The following is a 21907-nucleotide window of genomic DNA, read 5'->3' as shown; positions in this document are numbered from 1 at the left end:
TGCGGAGGTGTACATCCCGAGGTGTACGCGGAGCCCGCGTACTGCGCCGGTCGTACGGGCGAAGACGTCCCCTGGTACGACGACGCGAACGGCCGGGAAGAGAGATCGTGGAAGGTATGAGTCCTCTCATGCTGTCCGTCGTCCTGGCCCTGGTCTCGGCGGTCGCCTACGCGTCCGCGGCGATCGTGCAGGAGCGGGTCGCGGCCTCCGCCGCGGGCCCGCGTTACGCGCCGCTGCGCAGCCCCGCCTGGTGGGGTTCCGTCCTGCTCAACGGCGTCGGCGCCGCGCTGCACGTCGCCGCCCTCGCGTACGGGCCGCTGAGCCTGGTCCAGCCGCTCGGCGCGCTCACGATCGTCTTCGCGCTGCCCCTCGCCGCCCTGTTCGTCGGCCGCCGGGCGGGGCGCCGGGCCTGGCGCGGTGCCCTCCTGGCCACCGTGGGCCTCGCCGGACTCCTGAGCCTGACCAGCGGCGCCGAGGCGCGTTCCCTGGCCGACGACGAACGCTGGCTGCTCGCGGCCGCGACCTTCGGCGGGGTGGCCGTCCTCTTCGCGGTGGCGCGCCTGGTGGGCCGGTCGGTGCTGCGCAGCATCGCCCTGGCCGCTGCGGCGGGCGTCGCGTTCGGCATCGCGTCGGTCTTCACCAAGGCCGTCGCCGAGGAGTGGACCCCCGACGCGCCGCTCGCGGAGTGGACCGCCCTGCTCACCCTCTCCGCCCTCGCCGTGACCGGCCTGCTCCTCTCCCAGGCCTCGTACCGGGGCGCAGGACTCGCCGCCCCGCTGGCCACCGTCACCGTGGTCAACCCGGTCGTCGCCGCCGCCGTCGGCCTCACCCTGTTCGGCGAGAGCTTCCGCTACGGCACGGCCGGCACCGCCGCCGCGCTGGCCTGCGGCGCGGTGGCCGCGGCCGGACTCGTCCAGCTCATGCTGGACCGCATGACCGTGACCCCGGAGTCATCCGCGGTGTCCCCCGCCGCCGCCCCCGTACCGGGCCGCACGGCGCCCGAAGCTCCCGGCGCCGCCGGCGTCCGCCACGACCCCGTCACCCACCGGTCAGATGCTGACGCCCCGGGCCCTGAGATAGGCCAGCGGGTCGATGTCGGACCCGTACCCGGGACCCGTCCGCACCTCGAAGTGGAGATGCGGTCCCGTGCTGTTGCCGGTCGACCCTGACCGCGCGATCCGCTGCCCGGCGCTCACCCGCTGCCCCTCCCTCACACTCAGCGCCGACAGGTGCGCGTACTGGCTGTACCGGCCGTCGTCGTGCCGCAGCACGATCTGATACCCGTACGCCCCCGCCCACCCCGCCGACACGACCCTCCCACCGGCCACCGCCTTCACCGACGTCCCCGTCGGCACCGGAAAGTCCACGCCCGTGTGATAGCCGCTCGACCAGGAGCTGCCGGGCTTGCCGTAACGGGTCCCGATGCCCGCGGAAACGGGAGCCGAGTAGCCGCCGTCGTCGTTGTCGGCCGCGGGGCGGGGCTTGGGGACGGGCTTGGCGGCCGGCTTCGGCGTGGGCTTGGCCGCCGGGGGCTTGGAGACGGGCTTGACCGCGGGCTTCGGGGCCGGCTTGACGGCCGCGGGCTTCGACACCGGCTTGGGGGCCGGCTTCGTCGATGCCGTGGGTGCGGGGCGCGGGGTGGTCGGCTTGGCAGGGGTCTTGGCGGGGGCCTTCCCGGGGGCGGCGGGCTTCGCCGACGGACGGGGCTTCGCCTCCTCGGCCTTCCTCGGTGCGGCGATGCGGAGGGTGAGTCGCTGGCCGGGGTGGATGAGGTCGGGGTCGTCGCCGACGACCCGCAGGTTGGCCTCGTAGAGGCCCTGCCAGCCGCCTCGTACGTGCTGGTCGCGGGCGATCACCGAGAGCGAGTCACCGGGGGTGACGGTGTACATCTCGCGGACAGTCGGGACGTCGGTGGGAGCGGGGCTCCTGGTGGGCTGCTCGGGTAAGGCGCGCTGGCCGGGCAGGGAGGTGGCCTGGGGTGCGTTGCCCGCGCGGGAGGGCTTGGTGTGCGCGGGGGTGGTGTCGGGTGCCGCGCCGCCCCGGGTGAGGCCCGCGCGGGGACCGCAGGAGGGCCAGGCGCCGGGGCCCTGGCCCTTGAGGACGCGTTCGGCGATGGCGATCTGCTGGTCCTTGGAAGCCAGGTCGGCGCGGGGCGCGTAGTGCGTGCCGCCGTACCGCTCCCAGGTGGACTGGCTGAACTGGAGGCCGCCGAAGTAGCCGTTTCCGGTGTTGATGTGCCAGCTGGAGGAGGACTCGCAGGACGCGACCTTCTCCCACACGTCGAGCGAGGCGGCCTGCGCGGCGCCCGCGCCCATCAGCGGCAGCGCCATGCCGGCGCCTCCCGCGGTGACGGTGAGCGAGGCTCGGTTGATCCGGCTCGGCTGGTTGCGGCGGTGACGTCCGCGTACGGCCATGGGCCCCCCTTGAACACAGCAGCAGCCGTCCAAGTTAGGGGGTGCGCACGCTCCGTGACAAGGCCTGGGCGCAACCTCAAGCCCCTTGTGTCACCTACCGGTTGGAACCTGGTTCACCGACCCGCCGGACCCGGCTGCGGCTGAGGCTCCGGCTCCGGTACGGGTCCTCCGGGCTGCGGCGCCGGCCCTGGCGCGGGGTCCGGCGGCACCGGCACCGGGTTCGGTGGCGGCACCGGCACCGGCGGCGGCGTGGGCACCGGCGGCGGGATCGGCGAGGGCGGCAGCGGGTCGGGATACGGGTGCGTCATCACAGACCTCTCGGTCGACGTTCCCCCCTCCCAGAGTGGCCCGGCGAACGCAGCCGCGCCCGCCGGACCCCCTCCTTCGGGTCACCACAGTCCAGGGGTGGCCTTCAGCTGGAGCTTCGCCGCGCGGACCACCTCGGCCGGCGGTACGGGCGCCTCGTCCGGATGCTTCAGCGCCCACTTGGCGGCGTACGGGCAGAGCGGCACGACCGGCACGCCCTCACCGGCCGCGATCGTGTAGAACTCCCGCACGAGCGCCCCCGCGATCCCCTTCCCCTCGTGCCCGTCCTCCACGATCGTGTGGACCGCCACCAGCGCATGGGGTGCGTCATCGAGCACGAAGTACACGATGACGCCGACGAAGGTCTCCTCCTCGAACGCCTCAAGCCGCCCGTTCGCCCGGTCGTCGCGAATCCTCAGCTCCGCCATGAGGCGCTCTCCCTGATCTCTGTCCTACGCGGGTACGACTCCGGGCACCGCGTGCGGCGCCCGCACCGTGTCACTCCCCGGCACCGGCGCCGACGCATCGGCCCCCAGCTCCACCATGCGGTTCCCCGCGTCGACGTGCACCACACGCGGCACGAACGTCCGCGCCTCCGCGTCGTCCACCTGCGCGTAACTGATCAGGATCACCAGATCCCCCGGATGCACCAGATGCGCCGCCGCCCCGTTGATCCCGATGACCCCGGAGCCCCGCTCCCCCTCGATCACATACGTCTCGAGCCGCGCCCCATTGTCGATGTCGACAATGTGCACCAACTCCCCCGGCAGCAGATCCGCCGCCTCCATCAACTCCGCGTCGACCGTCACGGAACCGACGTAGTGCAGGTCCGCCTGGGTCACGGTCGCCCGGTGGATCTTCGACTTGAACATCGTGCGTATCACTGAGGTACTCCTGGACATAGGCTCCCTGCCTGCTTTTTGCAGGTCAAGGGCTGTTTCCACACTCTACGACGAGCCGCAGGTCCGGGCAGCTGTCCCGCCGCCGCGACTCCCCCCAAGGCTACGCAGCGAACCGTCGAACGCCCCCGTGATCGCCGTCACTCCCAAGGGGCGGCGGCGCCGTCGCACATTCGTCGTCGAACAGCGGCGCGGTCTCGGCCTTCGGCCGGACGCTGTCGACCCCGGAGCCCTGCGCTGGGAGGGCGGAGCGCATGCGGTGGCTCCCGCGTCCGGAGCACCCGAGGAGGGACGACGGCCGCGGGAGCACGGGTGGTCAGCGGGTGCGGTCAGGCGATGGTGATGCCGTCGAGCAGGAAGACGGTCGACAGGTAGGTGTCTTCGGTGCCGGCGAACTCCAGCTTCACCGTCTGCCCCTTGTAGGCGGACAGGTCGACGGTCCTCTGGACGTATCCGGAGCTCGCGTGGGCGTTGGAGTAGGTGGCCAGTGTGGTGCCGTTGACGTTGACCTTGAGGGTGTCGTAGGCCGCGGAGCCGGACTCCTGGGTGGAGACCTTCAGCCAGAAGGTGAGCTTCGGGGCGCCGGTGGAGGGCACCGCGATGTTCGACTGGGACAGGGACTCGACGGCGTCGGCGCCGTAGCCCATCATCCAGGCGTACCAGGACCCGTCACGCGCGGCCTGCAGGGACGAGTTGGTGATGATGCTGTCGCTCTGGGTCCAGCCGCCGGTGCCCTGTTCGAAGCTGCCGTTGGCCAGGGCGTTCCCGCTGGGGGGCGTGGTCGGCGAGGGGGTGGGGGTGGACGGCGAGGGAGTGGGGGTGCCGGGGTCGGGCAGGGCGGTGCCGACGCTGACGGCGGCCCAGGCCTTGGAGACGAGGTAGCGCTCCTGGGAGTTGGTGCCGTACAGGTCGGCGGCGGCCTGCAGGGTGGCGGTGCGGGCGCCGGCGTAGTTGGTGGTGGAGGTCATGTAGGTGGACAGCGCCCGGTACCAGACCGCGGCGGCCTTGTCCTTGCCGATGCCCGCGAAGGTGTCGTTGTTGCAGGTGGTGCCGGTGTGCGAGCGTCCGCCGATGGTCTTCGCGCCGGTGCCCTCGGCGGCCAGGTAGAAGAAGTGGTTGCCGATGCCGGAGGAGAGGTGCACGTCCACCGAGCCGGCGCTGGAGTTCCAGCAGGACAGGGATCTGCCGTCGGCGACCGGGCTGTCCATCCGGCGCATGTAACCGCCCGACATGTTGAGCTTCTCGCCGATGTAGTAGTCGCCCGGGTCGCCGGTGTTGTCGGCGGAGAACTCGACCATGGTGCCGAAGATGTCGCTGGTGGCCTCGTTCAGGCCGCCGGACTCGCCGGAGTAGTTGAGGTTGGCGGTGGCGGCGGTGACGCCGTGGCTCATCTCGTGCCCGGCCACGTCGAGCGCGGTCACCGGGGTGTTGCTGTTCTGCGAGGAGCCGTCGCCGAAGTACATGCAGAAGCAGTTGTCGTCGTAGAAGGCGTTGAGCAGCCCGGTGTCGACGTGCACGTAGGCGGGGGCGCCGCGGCCGTCGTTGCGGATGCCGGAGCGGTTGAAGGAGTTCTTGTAGTAGTCCCAGGTCTTCGCCAGGCCGTAGGAGGCGTCCACGGCGGCGCTCTCGCGGCTGGAGCTGGTGCCGTTGCCCCAGGAGTTGGTGGTCTTGGAGAAGGCCCGGGCGTTCTGCCTTGGGCTGGACTGCGGGCTGTTGTACGAGTCGTAGACGATCGTGCCGCCGTGCGCGGCGTCGGTGAGGGTGTAGCCGCTGCCGGTCTGGGTGGTCTCGAGGGAGACCTGGCCGACGGTGACGCCGTTGCCGGTGCCCGTGATGCTCTGGTGCAGCTCGTACTGGTCCAGCGCCGCGCCGCTGGTCGCGTCGACGATCACCGCCTCCCGCGAGGTGGGGCCGGTCTCGCCCGCGCCCGTGATGGTCGAACGGTAGGCGAGGACGGGGATCTTGCCGACCGCGTACACCATCAGGGTGCTGTCCTTGCTTCCTGCCTTGGCGTGCTTCACGTGCTTGGCGTGCTTCACGGCCTTGGCCGAGGCGTCGGCCGCCGTCAGCTTCGGGGTGGTGCCGGCGACCCGGATCGCGCCCTGGTGCGCCAGGTCCGAGCCGGTGATCGTGCCGTCCTCGGCGAGGTGCACCACCAGGTCGCCGCCGATGACGGACAGGCCTCTGTAGGTGCGGTCGTAGCGCACGTGCCGGGTGCCGTCGGCGTCGATCAGCACGTCCTTGGCCACCAGGCGCTCGTCGGGGCCCAGTCCGAGGGCGCGGGCGGTGGCGGCCGCGTTCCGGGTGGCCGTGCGTATCGCCTCGCCGCGCGCGTCGGCCGTCATCGCCTGGAAGCCGGCGCCGGGTTGGGCGGCGGAGTTGCCGGCGGTCGCGGTGGGCCGGGGAGCCGCGGTGGACTGGGTGGCCACCACGGTCACGGAGCCCAGGGCGAGGGCTGCCGCGACACCGGCTGCCAGGGCGTTCTTGCGGTTCATCGCAATCCTTCCGCCGGGCCTTGTCGGGGATGTGCCGCAGAACGTCATCTGGGGTGCGGGGGGCGTTCGGCAGCGGTTGGCTCGGCTGTGGCCATGAGGCTAGGGACGCGGGGCCCGGCCGACATCGGGGCAATCCCTTGACCTGGACGGGGAGGCCCGGCGGGCGCACCATGGCCCGATGCCAGACTCCGAGATGTGGATGAACGCGTCCCCCGAGCGCGGTCCCGTGCTGCCGGTGGTGCCGGAAGACGTGCACGGCACCCGCCGGGTGGTCCTGTTCGGGCCGCCCGGAAGCGGCAAGACCACCGCGGCCGGGACCCTGGGGCGACGGCTGGGCCTCCCCGTCCTGCGGCTGGCCCCGCGTCCGCAGGACGCCCGGGTTTCCTGTGCCGGGCTGCTCGAACTCGCGCTGGCCCTCGAAGCACTGCCCGCCGCACGGGAGCTGACGGCGGGACTCGACGAGGCCGCCGAGCAGCCGGGCTCCCCGGGCGATGCCGGTTCGGCCCTTCGGTTGCGCCGGCAGACGGCCGCCCTGCTGCGGGAGGCACCGCCCATGACGCTGGTGGTGGACAACGCCCAGTGGCTGGACCCGGCCAGTGCGGCCGTCCTGGGCTGGGCGCTGCGCCTGACCCCCGACCTTCCCGTCATCGCGGCCGAGCGCACCTGGCGCCCGGGGGGCGCGGGCCACTGGTGCGGGGAGGGCACGTACGCGGTGCGCATCCCGCCCCTGACGGCGACCCAGGTCGCGGCTCTGCTGTCCCCGTACCGGCTCGCCCCCCGCGAGGTCACGCGCATCCACACCCACAGTGGCGGGAACCCGGCCCTGGCCCTGGCGCTGGCCGACGGGTCGCACCCGCTCCCGGACTGGGACGGTGGAAGCGAGTCGGCCCTGCCGCCGACGGCCCGCCGACTGGTGGGCGAGTGGCTGGACGAGGTACCGGCCCCGGTACAGGAACTGCTGACGTTCGCCGCACTCGACGAGCGGCCCGACCTCGACCTGCTGAGTCGTCTCGGCGGCCCGGCAGCCGAAAGCCTCCTGGCCGGGGCCGAGGCGGCCGGACTCGTCGAACTGGGACCGCCCGGCGGAACGTTGCGGTTCACCGCCTCCGCGATCGGCACCGAACTCGTGGCCCGGCTGCCGGGCCACGCGCGCAGGCGCCTGCACACGCTCCTGGCCGAGGCCAGCCGTGACGGCGTCCGTCGCGACCGGCACACGGTGCTGGCGGCCGACGCCGCCGACCCGCAGTCGGCCCTCCGAGCCGCCCGCGCCGCCGTACGCGCCCGGCAGCGCGGCGACCACGCGCTGGCGGCAGAGCTCTCCCTCCTCGCCGCCCAGCGCACCCCGCACGAGGACAGCGACCTGCTCACCGAACGGGCCCTGACCGCCGCACGCGACGCCGCCCACTACGGCGACCTCCCCCGCGGCCGGGCAGCCGCCCGCCTCATCGTGGGCCACGACACCACCCCGGCCCAGCGCGTCGACGCCCTCGTCGCCCTGATCGACGCGAGCGGCCGGCACCTGCGGTGCGCGGACGAGCTGTTCGCCGACGCACTCCACGCGGCGGCCGGACGTTCCGACCTCACCGCGCAGATCCTCATCCGCCAGTCGCTCTGGGCCAACGTCAATGAGGGCGACCCCCACCGGGCATGCGCCCTGGCCGGCCGGGCCACCGCCCTCGCCGAGACCGCCGACGACACCACCACCGTCATGGCCCTCACGATGCAGGCCCGCTTGCAACGGGTCCTCGGCCACCCCGACGCCGAGGCCACGCTCAGCCGTGCCCTGTCCCTGCCGCGCACCGCCTCCATCCCTGTCAACGGCACCCCCCAGCACCTCGCCGCCCGGCACGCCCTCTTCGACGACCGCCCCGAGGAGGCCATCACCGTGCTGCTTCCCCTGCTCGTCGAAGCCGAGCGGACGGGAGACGCCGAGGCGACCGTGGACATCCTGCGCAGCCTCTCCGAGGCCGAACTCCGCGCCGGACGGTGCGCCAGGGCGCTCGACCACGCCCACCGCGCCCAGGCGCTGACCGACAAGACCTCCCTGTCACCCGCACCGGCGTGCTACACCTCCGCCCTCGTCGAGGGCGCCGCCCGGCGCACCGACCTCGCCCTCGTCCACGCGCGCCGCGGAGTCGACACGGCCCGGCAGGAGGACAACAAGGTCTTCCTCTCCCGCAACCTCTTCGCCTTCGGCCACCTCCTCCTGGCGACCGGCCGCCTCAAGGAAGCCCTGGAGGCCCTGGAGGAGGTGCGGGACCTGGAGGAACTCCAGCAGGTCCGTGACCCCTCCGTCCTGCGCTGGCATCCCGAACTCGCCGAGACCCTCGTCGCCCTCGGCCACCTCGACCGGGCGCAGAGCCTGCTGGACGACACCCGCCGCACCGCGACCGACCTCGGCCGGGACACGGTCCTCCCTCCGCTCGAACGTGCCCAGGCGCTTCTGGACGCTGCCCGTGGCGACTACGACACCGCGGCCCGGCGCCTCACCGAAGCGGCCGACCGTCTCCGCCACCTCCCCCTCGAACGCGGCAGGACCCTGCTGGCGCTCAGCCACACCGAACGACGCGGACGCCGGCGGGCCAGCGCCCGCACCGCCGCGCAGGGCGCCGCCGACCTCTTCGCCGCCCACCAGGCGTACCCCTGGGCCGAAACCGCCGCGGAGACCCTCGGCCGACTGGAAGCCGCCCCCACGGGCGACAGCGCTCGCCCCCGCCTCACCTCCGCCGAACAGCGCTGCGCCGAACTCGCCGCCGCCGGAGCGAGCAACCGCGACATCGCCACGACCCTCACCGTCAGCGTCAAGACGGTCGAAGCGACCCTCACCCGCGTCTACCGGAAACTCGGCCTGCACTCACGCTTCCAACTCGCGCACACCGTCCCGCCAGTACGGGAGTGACCCGCCCGGACGGCTCCAGGAGCCGCCAAAGCCTGCCGTCGGCAGGCGGCTGCCTTCCGAGCCTCCGGCGTGATGCCGTTTCGGCGTTACGGGGTGCCGGCTTGCTCGGTCCCGCGAGTCCAGGTGTTCATGATGATGAAGGTCTTGGTGCCCTCCACCTTGCCGGTCCGGCGTACGGCGTTGATCACCTGCTGAAGATGGGTCACGTCCCGGACGCGTAGCTTGAGCAGGGCGTCGGAGGTGCCGGCGATGCTGTGGCTCTCCTCGATCTCCGGGATGCTCTCGGAGATGCCCTGGATCTCGTCGCTGTCGGTCGCGCCGAGCAGGCGGATCTCGATGAACGCCTGAAGCATCCCCGCCCGGCTGTCCTCGATGACCGCGGTGTAGCCGCGGATCACACCCGCCCTCTCCATGCGCTCTATACGGCGGGCGCACGGAGCCGCCGAGAGTCCCACGGCACGTGCGATCTCCGACACGGGCGCTCGCCCGTCCTTGCGGAGGATGTTCAGTATGTGGCGGTCGATCGAATCCACGGCCGGCTCCCCGAATCATGCGCGCCACGCATGAGTCACGCGCTGAAAGCTCCATCGCTTCTTATGGATCGAGTGAATCACGCTCGACATGTGCGTGATGATGCCGGGCCTGTCGCCCGGTGACCTCCGTCCTGCCATCGTCATGGTGTCCGGGTGATCCCCGGCAGGAGGCCCGCACCGGCCCACCCCTACGGCGCGGTCTCCGACCAGGTGACAGGTGCGCGGGCATCCCCGGCACCCCGCGGCCGGCCCCACATCCTGGGGCCGGCGCCGGTTACCACCAGTGGGCGTGCAGGACGGTGGACAGCACGTACTGCCCGGTCAAGGCTCGGCGCCGGCGCGGTGTGCGGTGTCCGCGTGTCCGTCGTCGACGGCACCGGTAGCGGGTATGCCCAGTGGTCTTCCGGGTAGCCGCCATCCGTCACGAAGCGCACATAGGCGTAGATTCGCATGCAGGTAGGGATGACCAGCCATGGAAGCCCAGGCGAGTACCGGGCCGGCCAGGACCGACGTAGCCCCCGGAGAAGGCGTCCGGACATGTCGCCCCGCCATCGTGGGCCGGACACGGTCCGAGGACGCGGACGGTGACGCGCCGCCGGCCGCGCCGGAATGGAACATCATCCGGGGCGAGGACTAGGCGCCCAGCATGGCTGCCGACCAGGCGTCCGGCGCGGCGGGATCGCGTACGCGGCTCCCGCGCTTCTGCCCGCCCAGTGAGATCAGGGTCGCATCCGTGCCCGCCGGGCACGTCTACGTACGGCACGTGCACGCGGCGGACGGGGCCGACGGGGTGGTGCTCCTCCCCGACCCTCGTCCCAACGGCGCTCCGAGCACGTCGCAGCGCTGGTGGCCACCGGCGATGCTGGATCCGGGCTGGGTGCGCGAACACGCCGACAGTTTCGACGTCTACCACCTGCACTTCGGATTCGACGCGCAGAGCCCGCAGCAGTTGGCGGAGCTCGTCACCAACTGCGGTGGCAGGACAAGCCGTTGATCCAGACCGTTCACGACCTGCGCAACCCTCACCAGCCCGACCGCAGCATCCATGACGCCGCCCTCGACGTGCTGGTCCCCGCCGCCGACTGCCTGATCACCCTCACTCCGGCGCGGCGGCCGAGATCGCGGCCCGCTGGGGGCGCACCGCGCACGTCCTGCCCCATCCCCACGTCGTGGAGGAGCGGCAGCTCACGGCTGCGCGGGCGTCGCACCCGGACTTCGTGATGCGGGCCGCTCGCGCGGCGACCTCGACGTCGACTGTGTGCCGGGTCCGCGCAGCGTGGCACGTTACGCCGAGGCGGCGTTCGACGGAGGTCTCCTGTCCGGGACGGTCGCCTACCTCCCACCGCCGCCCTCGGACGGCTACCGCCTCGCCGATCTGCCCTTGCTGGCCGGTCCGCATCCGGGCCGCCCCGCTCCGCCCTCGGACGTGCTCCTGAGCGGCGGCGACCCGGACCTGTTCTGGTCCCTGTCGTTCGCACTGACCGCGGCCACCTGGCGGCGCGTCGGCGGGTTCTGCGAGGGGTACACCGGCTACGGGGGCGAGGACCCGGACCTCGGGCGCCTCGCGCACCTCGCGGGGGTGGACCTGTGCTGGCTCGGCGGAGCCCCCGCCTACCACCAGTACCACCCCGTGGAGGACCCACCGGCGCGCCACCCCCACGACATCCTCCGCAACGGAGCCCTGTTCCGGCGCCGTTGGGGACACTGGCCGATGGAGGGGTGGCTGCACGCGTTCTCCCGCATGGGCCTCGTGCGGTTCGACACCGCGACCGGCGCCTGGCAGGCCACGGGCGCCGGGGAACGGCAAGCCCACCCGCACGGACAGCCTCCAGCCGGTTGACGCCGGTGTCCGGGTACGCGCCCGCGTGAGGGGCGGCCTGCCTTCGTTCGGCGGGCGTCGCCAAAACGGGCGGGATGCATCGCGATCATCGGGGTAGGCGGACGGTGTGAACAAAACGACCGAAACCACTCCTTTGCGTGCCGTCGCACTCGTCTGCACGCTGTCTCCGTCGCCGAAGCGGTCCAGCTCCCAGTTGCTGGCCGAGCAGACCATGGCGGCCCTGTCCGACCACGGAGTCACCGGCAAGGTGATCCGGATCGCCGATCATGACGTGAAACCCGGTGTCGAGGTGGACATGGGCGACGGCGATGCCTGGCCGGAGATCCGGGACACCATCCTGGGCTGCGACATCCTGATCCTGTCCACGCCCATCTGGCTCGGCCACCCGTCCAGCGTCGCCCAGCGCGTCCTCGAGCGCCTCGATGCCGAGCTCGGCGAGAGTGACGAGGGGGGTCGGATGCTCACCTACGGCAAGGCCGCGGCCGTCTGCGTCGTGGGCAACGAGGACGGCGCGCACCACGTCGGCGCCGAGCTCTTCCAGGGGCTGAACGACGTCGGCTTCTCCCTCGCCCCGAACGCCGTCACCTACTGGGTCGGCGAGGCCATGCAGCGCACCGACTACCAGGACCTCGACGAAACCCCCGAGAAGTCCGCCGCCACGACCAGGACCCTGGCGGCGAACACGGCGCATCTCGCGCGCCGCCTCAAAGCGGCCCCGTACCCGCCGACCGCCTGATCCTCCTCCCCGGCTCGTCGAAAGGAGACCGTCATGCCGTCCCCTCAGCAGCCTCACCTCATCGATCCGGTAGGGCTGCATCCCCGTCCGCCGTTCCCCGAGCAGGACCAGAAGCATCCCGGTTCCACCGAGGCGATGGACCCCCGCCCCGATCACGGGGAGGACACTTACCGGGGTAACGGACTGCTGCGCGACCGCAAGGCCCTGGTCACCGGAGGGGACTCCGGAATCGGCCGGGCCGTGTGCCTGGCCTTCGCACGGGAAGGAGCCGACGTCGTCTTCACCCATCTGCCCGAGGAAGGCGAAGAGGCCGAGGAGACCGTCCGCCTGGTCACGCAGGCCGGCCGCACCGCCGTGGGCGTCGTATGCGACATCCGGCACGAAAACAAGTGCACCGCCCTTGTCGACCAGGCGGTGGACGCGCTGGGCGGCATCGACCTGCTCGTCAACAACGCCGCTTACCAGATGGCGCAGCCGGACGGAATCGCGGCGATCACCACCGCGCAATTCGACCGCGTGATGAAGACCAACCTGTACGGAATGTTCTGGATCACCAAAGCCGCGCTGGCCCATATGCCCCGCGGCTCCTGTGTCATCAACACGGCCTCCGTACAGGGCTACCAGCCCAGCCCTCATCTCCTCGACTACGCCATGACCAAGTCCGCGATCATCTCGTTCACCCACAGCCTCGCCCAGATGCTCGCCGAGCGCGGTATCCGTGCCAACGCCGTGGCACCAGGACCCGTATGGACCCCGCTGATCCCGGCCACCATGCCCGACCCCACGAAGTTCGGCGAGCAATCGCCGTTGGGCCGACCCGCACAGCCGGCCGAAATGGCACCCGCGTACGTCTTTCTCGCCTCCGACCAGGCCACTTACATCACCGGCGAGATCATCAACGCAACCGGTGGAACCCCCCTGCCGTGAACTCGGGAAGGACGCCGGCCGTCCGCGAACCGGCCGTCGCCCGTGCGTGCGGTCACGGAGACGGGGTACACGCAGGGTCCGGAACGACCCGGAGCCGTACGCGCGCGGAAGGAGGCGTCATGTGCCCGGAGCCCGGCTACAGGAGGACGTCGCCGGCGGGGGACGGCGCGGCCGGGGTCCGGCTGCTGTTGGTGCGCCACGCGAAGGCCGTGCGCAAGGGCCGGCGGATCGACGACTTCGAGCGCGAGTTGAGCGAGCGAGGCAAGGGGGACGCGCCACGGACCGGCCGCTGGCTCGCGGGCTCCGGTGTCGCACTCGACTTCGTGCTCTGTTCCCCGTCGCGCAGGACCCGCGAGACCTGGCAGCTCGCCGCCTCCGCGCTGGAGGACCCGCCGCCCGTCGTCCACGACGAGCGCCTCTACAAGACGCCGCCCGGCACGCTGGTCTCCGTCCTGGCCGAGCGGGGCCCCGGACTTCGCACCGTGGGCCTTGTCGGCCACAACCCGGGGATACGCGAGCTGGCCGCCGGCCTGTGCGGGAGTGGCCCTCCTGATCTGCTGGAACGGGTGAGGGCGGGCTTCCCGACCTCGGGCGTGGTGCTGATCGAGCTGCCCGGGGGCTGGGAGTCACTGGCCCCCGGCGGCGGAAGGGTGATCGCCTGCTGGTCACCGGACGACTGATCCCGACGGCGGGCCGGGCGCGGCGGAGTGCCCGTGTCGTTCGGCCGCCGCCCACGGCGGCGGGGCGGGATTCCCGGTCGGCCCCGGAGGAGGGGCCCGAGCGATGAGGAGGGGCGCACACACCCCGCGACGGTACGGAGACGAAGGAGGGACCATGGGCGAGCAGAAGCAGCACAGGACGGATGAGGACCGCGCCGGCCGGCCGCGCACCACGCCTGCCGAGGCGGAGGGAGAGAGCGGCGACGAGGAGGCCCGCAGGGAGGCCGAGGAGGCGGTGTCCTCCCGGGGACTGCCCGGCGGCCGGCGCGAGACCGGCGGGCGGCAGGGGGCCACGGGCCGTGAAGCCACCGACCCGGAGGGCGCGGGCGGTCACACCGACAAGCACCAGCGCCCCGGGGTGGGGCGCGAGGAGCAGACGCGCGGGCGCGACGGCTGACGGCCTCGCGTCCCCACGTCACCGGGCCGGCGGCACGTCCGGCACCGCTCACGTACGCCGGCGCCCCGCGCGATGTACCGCGCGGGGCGCCGGCGTACGGCCGTGAGGGGCGGGTGGGCGTCAGCGATGGCGCAGCCTGCCGAACAGGCGGCGTGCCTGGGCGCGCCTGCGCGGGTCGGCCGCGGCGCGGCGAAGCGACGCCGCCGCGTCACGGCCCCGGGGGCTGCGGGCGAATCGCTTGATGCGGTCCAGCAGTGCGGTCATGGGGGTTCTCCTCCGATGTCCGTGTCCTGGGACTCCGTATTGCCCCGGGCGGCCGTCTCACACCCTCCGCTTATTGACGATCGGTCAGGACGGGCTCGGACCGGCCGGTTCCGGCTGTCTCCGAGGACGGCGGAATGATCCCCGCGGACCCGGGTACGCGGACGCTGTCCAACCCGCAGGGGAGGAGCAACCAACATGGGTCTGGGACTGTTCATCATCATGATCGCCGTCGGCGCGATCCTCACGTTCGCGACCGACTGGGAGATCGAAGCGGTCGACCTCGATCTGGTCGGCCTGATCCTCATGGGCGTCGGCCTGCTCGGGACCGCCGTCTACACCAGCGTGCTGCGCCGCCGCCGGATGGTGGTCCCGCCAGTGGCGCCCACGGTCACCGACGACGACCGTCGTGACCTGCTCTGAGGCGGCCCGCACGTCCGGCGCCGCGCCCCGCACGAACCCAGCGACAGAGGAGTGACAGCGATGACCGACCATCTGTGGTCCTTCAGTGCCGAGTCCGGCCACCTGGCGGGTACCGACCTCACCGGGTGGCGCGTCGAGGCCGCCGACGGGCACATCGGCAAGGTGGACAAGCACTCCGACGAGGTGGACGACTCCTACCTCGTCGTCGACACGGGCGTCTGGATCTTCGGCAAGGAGGTGCTCGTCCCGGCGCGGGCGGTGACCCGCGTCGACCTGGAGGAGCAGACCCTCCACCTCGCCCTGTCGAAGGAACAGGTCAAGGACTCGCCCGAGTTCGTCTCCGACAAGCACCTCGCGGACCGCCAGTACCGCGAGGAGATCGGCCAGTACTACCGCACGTCCTGGCCCTTCGGGGGAGGCGTGGGCGGCTTCTGACGGCCGCCGGTCCGCCCCGGTCCGCACGAGCTCAGCAGCACGTCCCCGGCAGGGGGACGATGCGCCTCCGAGAGAAAGGTGTCGCCATGTCCAAGGTGGAGGAGTCGGTCGAGGTCGAGGTCCCGGTGCGCGCCGCGTACGACCAGTGGACCCAGTTCGAGTCGTTCCCGCGATTCATGGACGGCGTGGAACGGGTCGAGCAGCGTACGGACACGCTCACGCACTGGGTCACCGAGATCGGCGGTGCGCGGCGCGAGTTCGACGCCGTCATCACCGAGCAGATCCCGGACGAACGCGTCGCCTGGACGACGGTCGAGGGCGAGGCCCGCCAGGCTGGCGTGGTGACGTTCCACCGCCTCGACGACACCCGGACGAAGGTCATGCTCCAGATGGACTTCGCCCCCGAAGGGCTGACGGAACAGGCGGGTGACAAGCTCGGCTTCGTCAAGCGCAAGGTGGCCGGAGACCTCAAGCGGTTCAAGTCGTTCATCGAGGAGCGCGGTGGCCTCCAGACGGGCGGCTGGCGCGGATCGGTCTGAGGCCCCGGCGCCGGCGCGCCCGTGCCGGAGCCCCGCTCCCTGGCCGCGCGTCGGCGAACGCGGCCGCCCCGCTCGGGCCCCCTCCCGACGCGGGGCGGCCGCATGCCCCGGCCGTCTCCCGGCGGGCCGTGCTCCGGCTCGAAACCGAGGGGTGTGAATCCCGATCGGCGGGGCAGGCGGGAGTCGAGCGAGGGACACGCTCACGCCGGACGATCCACGGTCCCCCCCTGCCGTGGATCGGTGGCGCCCGTGAGTGGCCCGCACCCGTGGAAGGTGCGGGCCACTCGCCTGTCGTCCCGAACGGCCGTCCCGAGCCGCCATCCCGAGCGGCCATCGCGAGCGGCCATCCCGGACCGCCATCCCGAACCGCGGCCCCCCGCCGGCCACCGCCCCCGGCCGTCGCCCCGAGCCCGTGCCGCGAGGTCGCGGGCGCCGGCTCGTCCGAGGGCCGAGGCGGGTTTTCCGCGTCCTCGGGGGTTCGACCCGGGAAGAGCGGTCATACGAACTTGTAGGCCACGGAAGCAGGCTGACGGGCAACCGGCCTACGGAACCCACCCAGGAGGCGCTCATGTCGAACCCGACCCGAGCCCTCGGCCACGTGGCGCCGTGCGCCGCGCCGGTGGGACCGACCGACCCCACGCCGGCCGTCCCCACACCGGCTGTCCCCCTGCCGGGTGCCCCCGTGCACGGCATCTCCGTGCGCGGCGTCCCGGTGCGGGGGCTCCCCGTGGGGACGGGGCCACGCCCGCGCGTTCCGGAGGCCGCAGTCCCGTCCGAGGACCCCAGTGCCCCGGGCCGGAGCGGGGAGGGCCGTACGTACGCTCCCTCCGCGACCCCCGGCGCACCGCGCCGACGGGACGGACAGGAGGGGCGGGAGGGGCCGGACGGGTGGACCGACGGCCTCGCCACCGGCGACGGTGGGCACGCGCCCCCGCGAACGGCCGGTACGCCGCGGGCCTGACTCCGCACCGTGCCGCGCCGGACGGAAGCCCCCGCACCAGACGGGGGCTTCCGCCGTGAGACGGCGGTTCCGCCGCCCGACCCGTGCTGCTGAGGAGGATTCATGGACGAACGAGACGGCGGTGCGCCGGAAGTCGGCCCGAGGGCGCGCCGGCGCGGCAACAAGGCATCAGAGCCCGGCACCGGCACCGGTGGGTACGACGGACGCGGGGAGACGGAGGAGGAGCGCGCGGACCGGCGCTGGCAGGAGCTCCTCCAGGAGATCCGGGTGGCGCAGACCGGCGTCCAGATCCTCCTCGGCTTCCTCCTCACCGTGGTGTTCACCCCCCTCTTCCACGGCCTGGAGCAGACCGACAGGACGGTCTACCTGGTCACGACCGTCCTCGGATCGCTGGCGACGGGCGCGCTGATCGGCCCCGTCTCCTTCCACCGGATCGTGTCGGGGCGGCGGGTCAAGCCCCAGGCCGTCATCTGGGCCTCCCGGCTCACCTTCACCGGCCTCCTGCTGCTGCTCGCGACGCTGATGTCCGCCCTGTTCCTGATCCTGCGCGTGGCGACGCACGACCCGTACGTGCCCTGGCTGGTCTCCGGCGTCCTCGCCTGGTACCTGATCTGCTGGTTCGCCCTGCCCCTGTGGGTCCGCGTCCGCTACACCGATCGCGGCTGAGCGGGACGGAGGAGGGGGCGGTCCGCCGGTCGGCGGGCCGCCCCCTCCTCCGCGAGGGCAGGCCCCCGCGGGTCCGGCGCTTCATCGCTCAGCGTGCGCCGGAGGGCAGGTTCTCCTTGATCTTGGCGATGGCGAAGCCCCACCCCTGGGACACCGTGGGCTTGCCCGGGACGGCCACTTCCGCAGGGTTGGTCAGCACGTCGAGGAGGACTGGGCCGGGCAGGGTGAGCGCCTTGCGCACGGCATCGTCCAGTTCGCCCGGCGCGGTGACGCGGATGCCGGTCAGCCCGAGCGCCTGGGCCACCGCGGCGAAGTCGGGGTTGTCCAGCACTGTCCCGAACTCGGGAAGCCCCGCCTGCTCCTGCTCCAGCTTGACCATGCCGAGGCGGCGGTTGTCGAAGACGACGAGCTTCACCGGCAGCCGTTCGGAGCGGATCGTCATCAGGTCGCCGAGGAGCATGCCGAGGCCGCCGTCGCCGCAGAAGGCCACGACCTGCCGGTCCGGGGCCCACAGCTGCGCACCGATGGCCTGGGGCATGGCGTTGGCCATGGAGCCTAGGTTGTAGGAGCCGATCAGCCGGCGGGTGCCGCGCATGCGGACGAGCCGCGAGAGCCACACGGTGGCCATGCCGGTGTCGGAGGTGAAGATCGCGTCGTCGGCGGCGTGGCGGTCGACGGCCGCGGCGAGGGCCTCGGGACGGATGTCCGCCTCCCGGTTGTCGAACAGGGCCCGTACGCGTCCAAGGAGCCGCCTGTCGTGGGCGGGGTCGGCGAGGCCGGCCTGCCCCTCCTGCCAGTCCGCGTACCGTTCGCGTGCCCCGTCGAGGTGGGAACGCGACGTGACGGGCGCAAGGAGCGGCAGCAGGGCCCGCAGCGTCGCGCCCACGTCCCCGGCGAGCCCGACGTCCACGGGGACGCGGCGCCCGAGGTGTTCCTCACGGCTGTCGATCTGCACGACCCGGCAGTTGTCCGGGTACCAGTCCCGGTAGGGGAAGTCGGTCCCGAGCATGATCAGGGTGTCGCAGGAGTCCATGGCGTGGGCCGCGGCCGGGTTGCCGATGAGGCCGGTCTGGCCGACCTCGTACGGGTTGTCGTCCTCGAAGCCCTCCTTGCCCTTCAGGGTCAGCACCATGGGCGCCGAGAGCAGCTCGGCGGCGCGCAGCACCTCCTCGCGGGCCTCCTGGGCGCCGCGGCCGACCAGGAGGGTGACCCGCGAGCCCCGGCCGATCGTCTCGGCCGCCTCGGCGAGCGCCGGGTCGTCGGGGCGCGTGACGGCCGGGCGCGGCAGCGCGAACCGCGTCGGCCGGTCCTCCTCGACCTCCTGGTCACCGAGGTCGCCGGGGACGGTCAGCACCGCCACGCCCCGCCCGGTCACGGCCGCCCGTACCGCGGACTCCAACAGCCAGGGCATCTGGGAGGGGGAGGTCATGGTGACCCGGTACACGGCCACGTCCCGGAAGAGGAGGTCGTTGTCGACCTCCTGGAAGTAGTCCCCGCCCCTCTCCGACAGCGGCACCTGGCCGCAGATCGCCAGGACCGGCGCGCCGCTCTTGGCCGCGTCGTACAGGCCGTTGAGCAGGTGCACCGAGCCCGGCCCGACCGTGCCCATGCAGACGGCCGGCTCTCCGGAGAGCTGGGCGCGCGCTCCGGCGGCGAAGGCCGCCGCCTCCTCGTGGCGGAAGCCGGTCCAGTCGATGCCCTCGGTGGTCCGGATGGCGTCGGTGATCGGGTTGAGCGCGTCGCCGACCACGCCGAAGACGCGGTCGACGCCGAGGTCTGCGAGCCCGTCGACGATCACCTGTGCGACGGTACGGGACATGGGGTCTCCTTCCTTTGGGGCTTTCGACCGGTTCAGCGAAGGGTGAACCGGTCCGGATGGGCTGCCTTCCAGTCGCCTGCCCAGGTGTCCGGAACCGATGTGGGCGACAGGAGCTGACCGGCTTCGAGCGGCTCGTACAGCTCGGCGTGGGGGCGCACGGCGTCGGGTCCGACGCGGCGCAGCAGCATGCCGGGCTCCAGGTCCCCGGGGCCGTCGGCGCCCATGGCGGCCATGAGCGCGAGGGCGCTTCGGACGGTCGCCTCCTGGAAGCGCCGGACCCGCTCCGCCTTGTCCTGGACGTCGAGGGCACGGGCGCGCCGGCGGTCCTGGGTGGCCACCCCGACGGGGCAGGTGTTGGTGTGGCAGCGCTGGGCCTGTACGCATCCGAGGGCGAACATCATGGCCCGGGCGGAGTTGGTGTAGTCGGCGCCCTGGATCAGCCGCTTGACGATGTCGCTGCCGGTGGCGACCTTGCCGGAGGCGCCGATCCTGATCCGGTCGCGCAGCCCGGTGCCGACGAGGGCCCGGTGCACCGTGGTCAGGCCCTCGGTGAGGGGCAGGCCGACGGTGTCCGCGAACTCCAGCGGGGCGGCGCCCGTACCGCCCTCCGCTCCGTCGACGACGATGAAGTCGGGCGTGAGGTCCTCCTCCAGCATCGCCTTGCAGACGGCGAGGAAGTCGCGGCGGGCGCCCACGCACAGCTTGAAGCCGACCGGTTTGCCGCCGGAGAGCTCCCGCATCCGGCCGAGGAAGCGCACCAGTTCCCGGGGGGTCCGGTAGACGCGGTGGTACGGCGGGGAGATCACCGTGCGGCCCTCGGGGACGCCGCGGACGGCGGCGATCTCCCGGCCGACCTTGGGGCCGGGCAGCACTCCCCCGATGCCGGGCTTCGCGCCCTGGCTGATCTTCAGGAGGACGCAGGCGACCTGGTCGAGCGCGGCCTTCTCGGCGAACAGCCGCGGGTCGAAGCCTCCGTCCTCGGCACGGCAGCCGAAGTACCCGGTCCCGATTTCCCAGACGAGGTCGCCGCCGGAGGCGAGGTGGTGTTCCGACACCCCGCCCTCGCCGGTGTCGTGGGCGAAGCCGCCGCGCCGGGCGCCCTCGTTGAGGGCGCGGATGGCCGGGGCCGACAGGGAGCCGAAGCTCATCGCCGACACGTTGAACAGGGCCATGTCGTAGGGCCGCGCGCAGTGGGGGCCGCCGATCCGGACGCGGGGTGCCTCGTCCGGCACGGGGCGTGGCGCCATGGAGGGGACCAGGTACTCGGTGCCGGTCCGGTCCAGCTCCAGCTCGGTGCCGAAGGGGTCCTCGGCGTCCGTCCCCTTCGCCCGCTCGTACACGATGGACCGGGTGTCCCGGTCGAAGGGCACGCCGTCGACGTTCCTCTCGATGAAGTACTGCTGCACCTCGGGGCGGATCGCCTCCATCGCGAACCGCAGGTGCCCGAGGAGCGGATAGTTGCGCAGGATCGAGTGGCGCCGCTGGACGACGTCGTACGTCGCGACCGCGGCGAGCAGCAGGGCGGGTCCGGCCGCGCACCACCACCACGGGGACACCAGGACGGCCGCGAGGCCGGTGGCGAGCGCGGCGAGGACGGAACAGACCACGAGCAGTGACGTCACCATGGGTGGTCGTCTGTCCCGTAAGGGCGCGGTCAAGCACGCGGGGAAGAGGCGCGGGGCGGGGCGGGGGCCGTGATCCTTCAGGTTTAGCGTGCGGGACTCCGGCGAGACGGTGCCCATGAGTGCTTCGGAGAACAGCGGACGGAACCCCCTCCCCTGGACCGGCCCCTACGCCGTCCCGGACCGCCCCGGCCTGAGGCGGGTGGACGACCCCGACGTGGACGAGGCGTACGAGCCGGCCGTTCTCGCGGGCCTGCGCCTCCTTTCCGCGCCGTCCGAGGAGACGGCCCCCGGGACCGGGGGCGGCCTGCGGGCCGCCGCGCGCGCCCACCGGGCCGTGACGGCCGGTGCCGCGGCCGGCACGGCGGCCGCGCTCGCCCTCGCGTACGGGTGGGGGCGCCGGACCGGGCGCCTGGCCGCGCGACGCGACCTGGGCCCGGTGGCCCTGTTCTTCGAACGCCGCGGCTGAGCGGGCGGCGCTTCCGCCCCCGCGAGGGGCCGGCGCGTGTGTCCGCCGTCCACCGCCCTTTCACCTTTCCGTCCGTCACCGACTTCACGGAGGTCGACCCACATGGTCCCCCTGCTTCTCGTCCTGCTCCTCGCCCTGCTGCTCTTCGGCGCCGGCTTCGCCGTCAAGGCGCTCTGGTGGATCGCCGTCATCGTGCTCGTCCTGTGGCTGCTGGGCTTCGTGGCCCGGCCGAGGGGCGGCACGAGCCGCTGGTACCGCTGGTAGGCGGTCCCCCGGGCGGGCGCGCTCCCGCCCGCGGCGCGGCCGAGCCCGGCACCTCCGTCAGGAGGGTGCCGGGCTCGGCCGCGTGCTCAGGCCCGTGTGCGGCCCGGTCGCGGCGTCGCACTCCCCGTCCCGGGGGCCGGGGAGGACGGGTTCCGGCCGGATGACCGGCACTGCCCTCCTGTTGTCGATCACGGAGGGGTAGTGTCGTCATGATTGCCGTACGGCAACGATCGCTGCGGCCGCAGCCGACCCGGGGGGAACGGTCGGCCGGCGCGCGGCGTGG

At 72.9% G+C, this 21907-nt stretch carries 22 protein-coding genes; 14 read left to right on the top strand and 8 right to left on the bottom strand.

Going from position 1 to position 21907, the window contains the following annotated elements:
- Positions 1 to 116: 116 nt before the first annotated feature.
- A complete protein-coding gene (locus ACZ7G1_RS12655; RefSeq protein WP_470871595.1) occupies positions 117 to 1169 on the top strand; it encodes a DMT family transporter in 1053 nt (350 codons plus the stop codon).
- On the opposite strand, the gene ACZ7G1_RS12650 is transcribed toward ACZ7G1_RS12655, so the two are convergent.
- The 4 genes from ACZ7G1_RS12650 to ACZ7G1_RS12635 form a co-directional block, all read right to left on the bottom strand.
- On the bottom strand, positions 1050 to 2414 hold the full coding sequence (locus ACZ7G1_RS12650; RefSeq protein WP_470871597.1) for a peptidoglycan DD-metalloendopeptidase family protein: 1365 nt from the start codon (positions 2412 to 2414) through the stop codon (positions 1050 to 1052). The genes ACZ7G1_RS12655 and ACZ7G1_RS12650 overlap by 120 nt on opposite strands.
- A gap of 389 nt (positions 2415 to 2803) precedes the next feature.
- Complete coding sequence (locus ACZ7G1_RS12645) at positions 2804 to 3148, bottom strand: GNAT family N-acetyltransferase (RefSeq protein WP_470871598.1); 345 nt, start codon at positions 3146 to 3148, stop codon at positions 2804 to 2806.
- Between the two features lie 24 nt (positions 3149 to 3172).
- Positions 3173 to 3604, bottom strand: a complete 432-nt coding sequence (panD, locus tag ACZ7G1_RS12640; RefSeq protein ID WP_470871599.1) for an aspartate 1-decarboxylase — start codon at positions 3602 to 3604, stop codon at positions 3173 to 3175.
- 344 nt (positions 3605 to 3948) lie between these two features.
- Entirely contained in the window at positions 3949 to 6114 is a 2166-nt protein-coding gene (locus ACZ7G1_RS12635; RefSeq protein WP_470871601.1) for a M4 family metallopeptidase, read from the bottom strand.
- Positions 6115 to 6292: 178 nt separating this feature from the next.
- On the opposite strand from ACZ7G1_RS12635, the gene ACZ7G1_RS12630 reads away from it, so the two are divergent.
- A complete protein-coding gene (locus ACZ7G1_RS12630; protein ID WP_470871602.1) occupies positions 6293 to 9013 on the top strand; it encodes a helix-turn-helix transcriptional regulator in 2721 nt (906 codons plus the stop codon).
- 86 nt (positions 9014 to 9099) lie between these two features.
- Here the strand turns inward: ACZ7G1_RS12630 and ACZ7G1_RS12625 are convergent, their stop codons facing one another.
- Entirely contained in the window at positions 9100 to 9546 is a 447-nt protein-coding gene (locus tag ACZ7G1_RS12625) for an Lrp/AsnC family transcriptional regulator (RefSeq protein ID WP_470871604.1), read from the bottom strand.
- Between the two features lie 646 nt (positions 9547 to 10192).
- Between ACZ7G1_RS12625 and ACZ7G1_RS12620 the strand changes: the two genes are divergently transcribed.
- The 6 genes from ACZ7G1_RS12620 to ACZ7G1_RS12595 all read left to right on the top strand — a co-directional run bounded on the left by ACZ7G1_RS12620 (position 10193) and on the right by ACZ7G1_RS12595 (position 14165).
- Positions 10193 to 10540, top strand: a complete 348-nt coding sequence (locus tag ACZ7G1_RS12620; protein ID WP_470871606.1) for a hypothetical protein — start codon at positions 10193 to 10195, stop codon at positions 10538 to 10540.
- Between the two features lie 282 nt (positions 10541 to 10822).
- Complete coding sequence (locus ACZ7G1_RS12615) at positions 10823 to 11386, top strand: glycosyltransferase family 2 protein (protein ID WP_470871607.1); 564 nt, start codon at positions 10823 to 10825, stop codon at positions 11384 to 11386.
- A 106-nt stretch (positions 11387 to 11492) separates the two neighbouring features.
- Positions 11493 to 12122 carry a flavodoxin family protein gene (locus ACZ7G1_RS12610; protein WP_470871609.1) on the top strand — a complete coding sequence of 210 codons (630 nt, stop codon included), beginning with the start codon at positions 11493 to 11495 and terminating at the stop codon, positions 12120 to 12122.
- Between the two features lie 33 nt (positions 12123 to 12155).
- Positions 12156 to 13049 carry an SDR family oxidoreductase gene (locus tag ACZ7G1_RS12605; RefSeq protein WP_470871611.1) on the top strand — a complete coding sequence of 298 codons (894 nt, stop codon included), beginning with the start codon at positions 12156 to 12158 and terminating at the stop codon, positions 13047 to 13049.
- Positions 13050 to 13168: 119 nt separating this feature from the next.
- A complete protein-coding gene (locus ACZ7G1_RS12600) occupies positions 13169 to 13729 on the top strand; it encodes a SixA phosphatase family protein (protein ID WP_470871612.1) in 561 nt (186 codons plus the stop codon).
- Positions 13730 to 13883: 154 nt separating this feature from the next.
- Positions 13884 to 14165, top strand: a complete 282-nt coding sequence (locus tag ACZ7G1_RS12595) for a hypothetical protein (RefSeq protein WP_470871613.1) — start codon at positions 13884 to 13886, stop codon at positions 14163 to 14165.
- A 120-nt stretch (positions 14166 to 14285) separates the two neighbouring features.
- Here the strand turns inward: ACZ7G1_RS12595 and ACZ7G1_RS12590 are convergent, their stop codons facing one another.
- The gene (locus ACZ7G1_RS12590; protein ID WP_470871615.1) at positions 14286 to 14429 is read right to left on the bottom strand and encodes a hypothetical protein; all 144 of its coding nucleotides are present in this window, start codon (positions 14427 to 14429) and stop codon (positions 14286 to 14288) included.
- A gap of 195 nt (positions 14430 to 14624) precedes the next feature.
- Here ACZ7G1_RS12590 and ACZ7G1_RS12585 point away from each other — a divergent pair, with 195 nt between their 5' ends.
- The 4 genes from ACZ7G1_RS12585 to ACZ7G1_RS12570 all read left to right on the top strand — a co-directional run bounded on the left by ACZ7G1_RS12585 (position 14625) and on the right by ACZ7G1_RS12570 (position 17450).
- Positions 14625 to 14849, top strand: coding sequence for a DUF6458 family protein (locus ACZ7G1_RS12585; protein ID WP_086832188.1), 225 nt, complete (start codon positions 14625 to 14627; stop codon positions 14847 to 14849).
- 60 nt (positions 14850 to 14909) lie between these two features.
- On the top strand, positions 14910 to 15284 hold the full coding sequence (locus ACZ7G1_RS12580; RefSeq protein WP_470871616.1) for a PRC-barrel domain containing protein: 375 nt from the start codon (positions 14910 to 14912) through the stop codon (positions 15282 to 15284).
- Positions 15285 to 15370: 86 nt separating this feature from the next.
- Complete coding sequence (locus ACZ7G1_RS12575; RefSeq protein WP_470871618.1) at positions 15371 to 15823, top strand: SRPBCC family protein; 453 nt, start codon at positions 15371 to 15373, stop codon at positions 15821 to 15823.
- A gap of 1063 nt (positions 15824 to 16886) precedes the next feature.
- Positions 16887 to 17450, top strand: coding sequence for a DUF6328 family protein (locus ACZ7G1_RS12570; protein WP_470871620.1), 564 nt, complete (start codon positions 16887 to 16889; stop codon positions 17448 to 17450).
- An 88-nt stretch (positions 17451 to 17538) separates the two neighbouring features.
- Here ACZ7G1_RS12570 and ACZ7G1_RS12565 read toward each other — a convergent pair whose 3' ends face one another.
- The gene (locus ACZ7G1_RS12565) at positions 17539 to 19269 is read right to left on the bottom strand and encodes a thiamine pyrophosphate-dependent enzyme (protein ID WP_470871621.1); all 1731 of its coding nucleotides are present in this window, start codon (positions 19267 to 19269) and stop codon (positions 17539 to 17541) included.
- Positions 19270 to 19301: 32 nt separating this feature from the next.
- The gene (locus ACZ7G1_RS12560) at positions 19302 to 20894 is read right to left on the bottom strand and encodes an FMN-binding glutamate synthase family protein (protein ID WP_470871622.1); all 1593 of its coding nucleotides are present in this window, start codon (positions 20892 to 20894) and stop codon (positions 19302 to 19304) included.
- A gap of 115 nt (positions 20895 to 21009) precedes the next feature.
- Here ACZ7G1_RS12560 and ACZ7G1_RS12555 point away from each other — a divergent pair, with 115 nt between their 5' ends.
- On the top strand, positions 21010 to 21360 hold the full coding sequence (locus ACZ7G1_RS12555; protein ID WP_470871624.1) for a hypothetical protein: 351 nt from the start codon (positions 21010 to 21012) through the stop codon (positions 21358 to 21360).
- A 102-nt stretch (positions 21361 to 21462) separates the two neighbouring features.
- The gene (locus ACZ7G1_RS12550; protein ID WP_086829420.1) at positions 21463 to 21624 is read left to right on the top strand and encodes a DUF5670 family protein; all 162 of its coding nucleotides are present in this window, start codon (positions 21463 to 21465) and stop codon (positions 21622 to 21624) included.
- The last annotated feature ends 283 nt before the right edge of the window (positions 21625 to 21907 follow it).

It is taken from the genome of Streptomyces sp. NPDC037273 (genome assembly GCF_055603625.1).
Note: the sequence above shows the minus strand (reverse complement) of the source record. Positions and strands in the feature narration are given on the sequence as shown.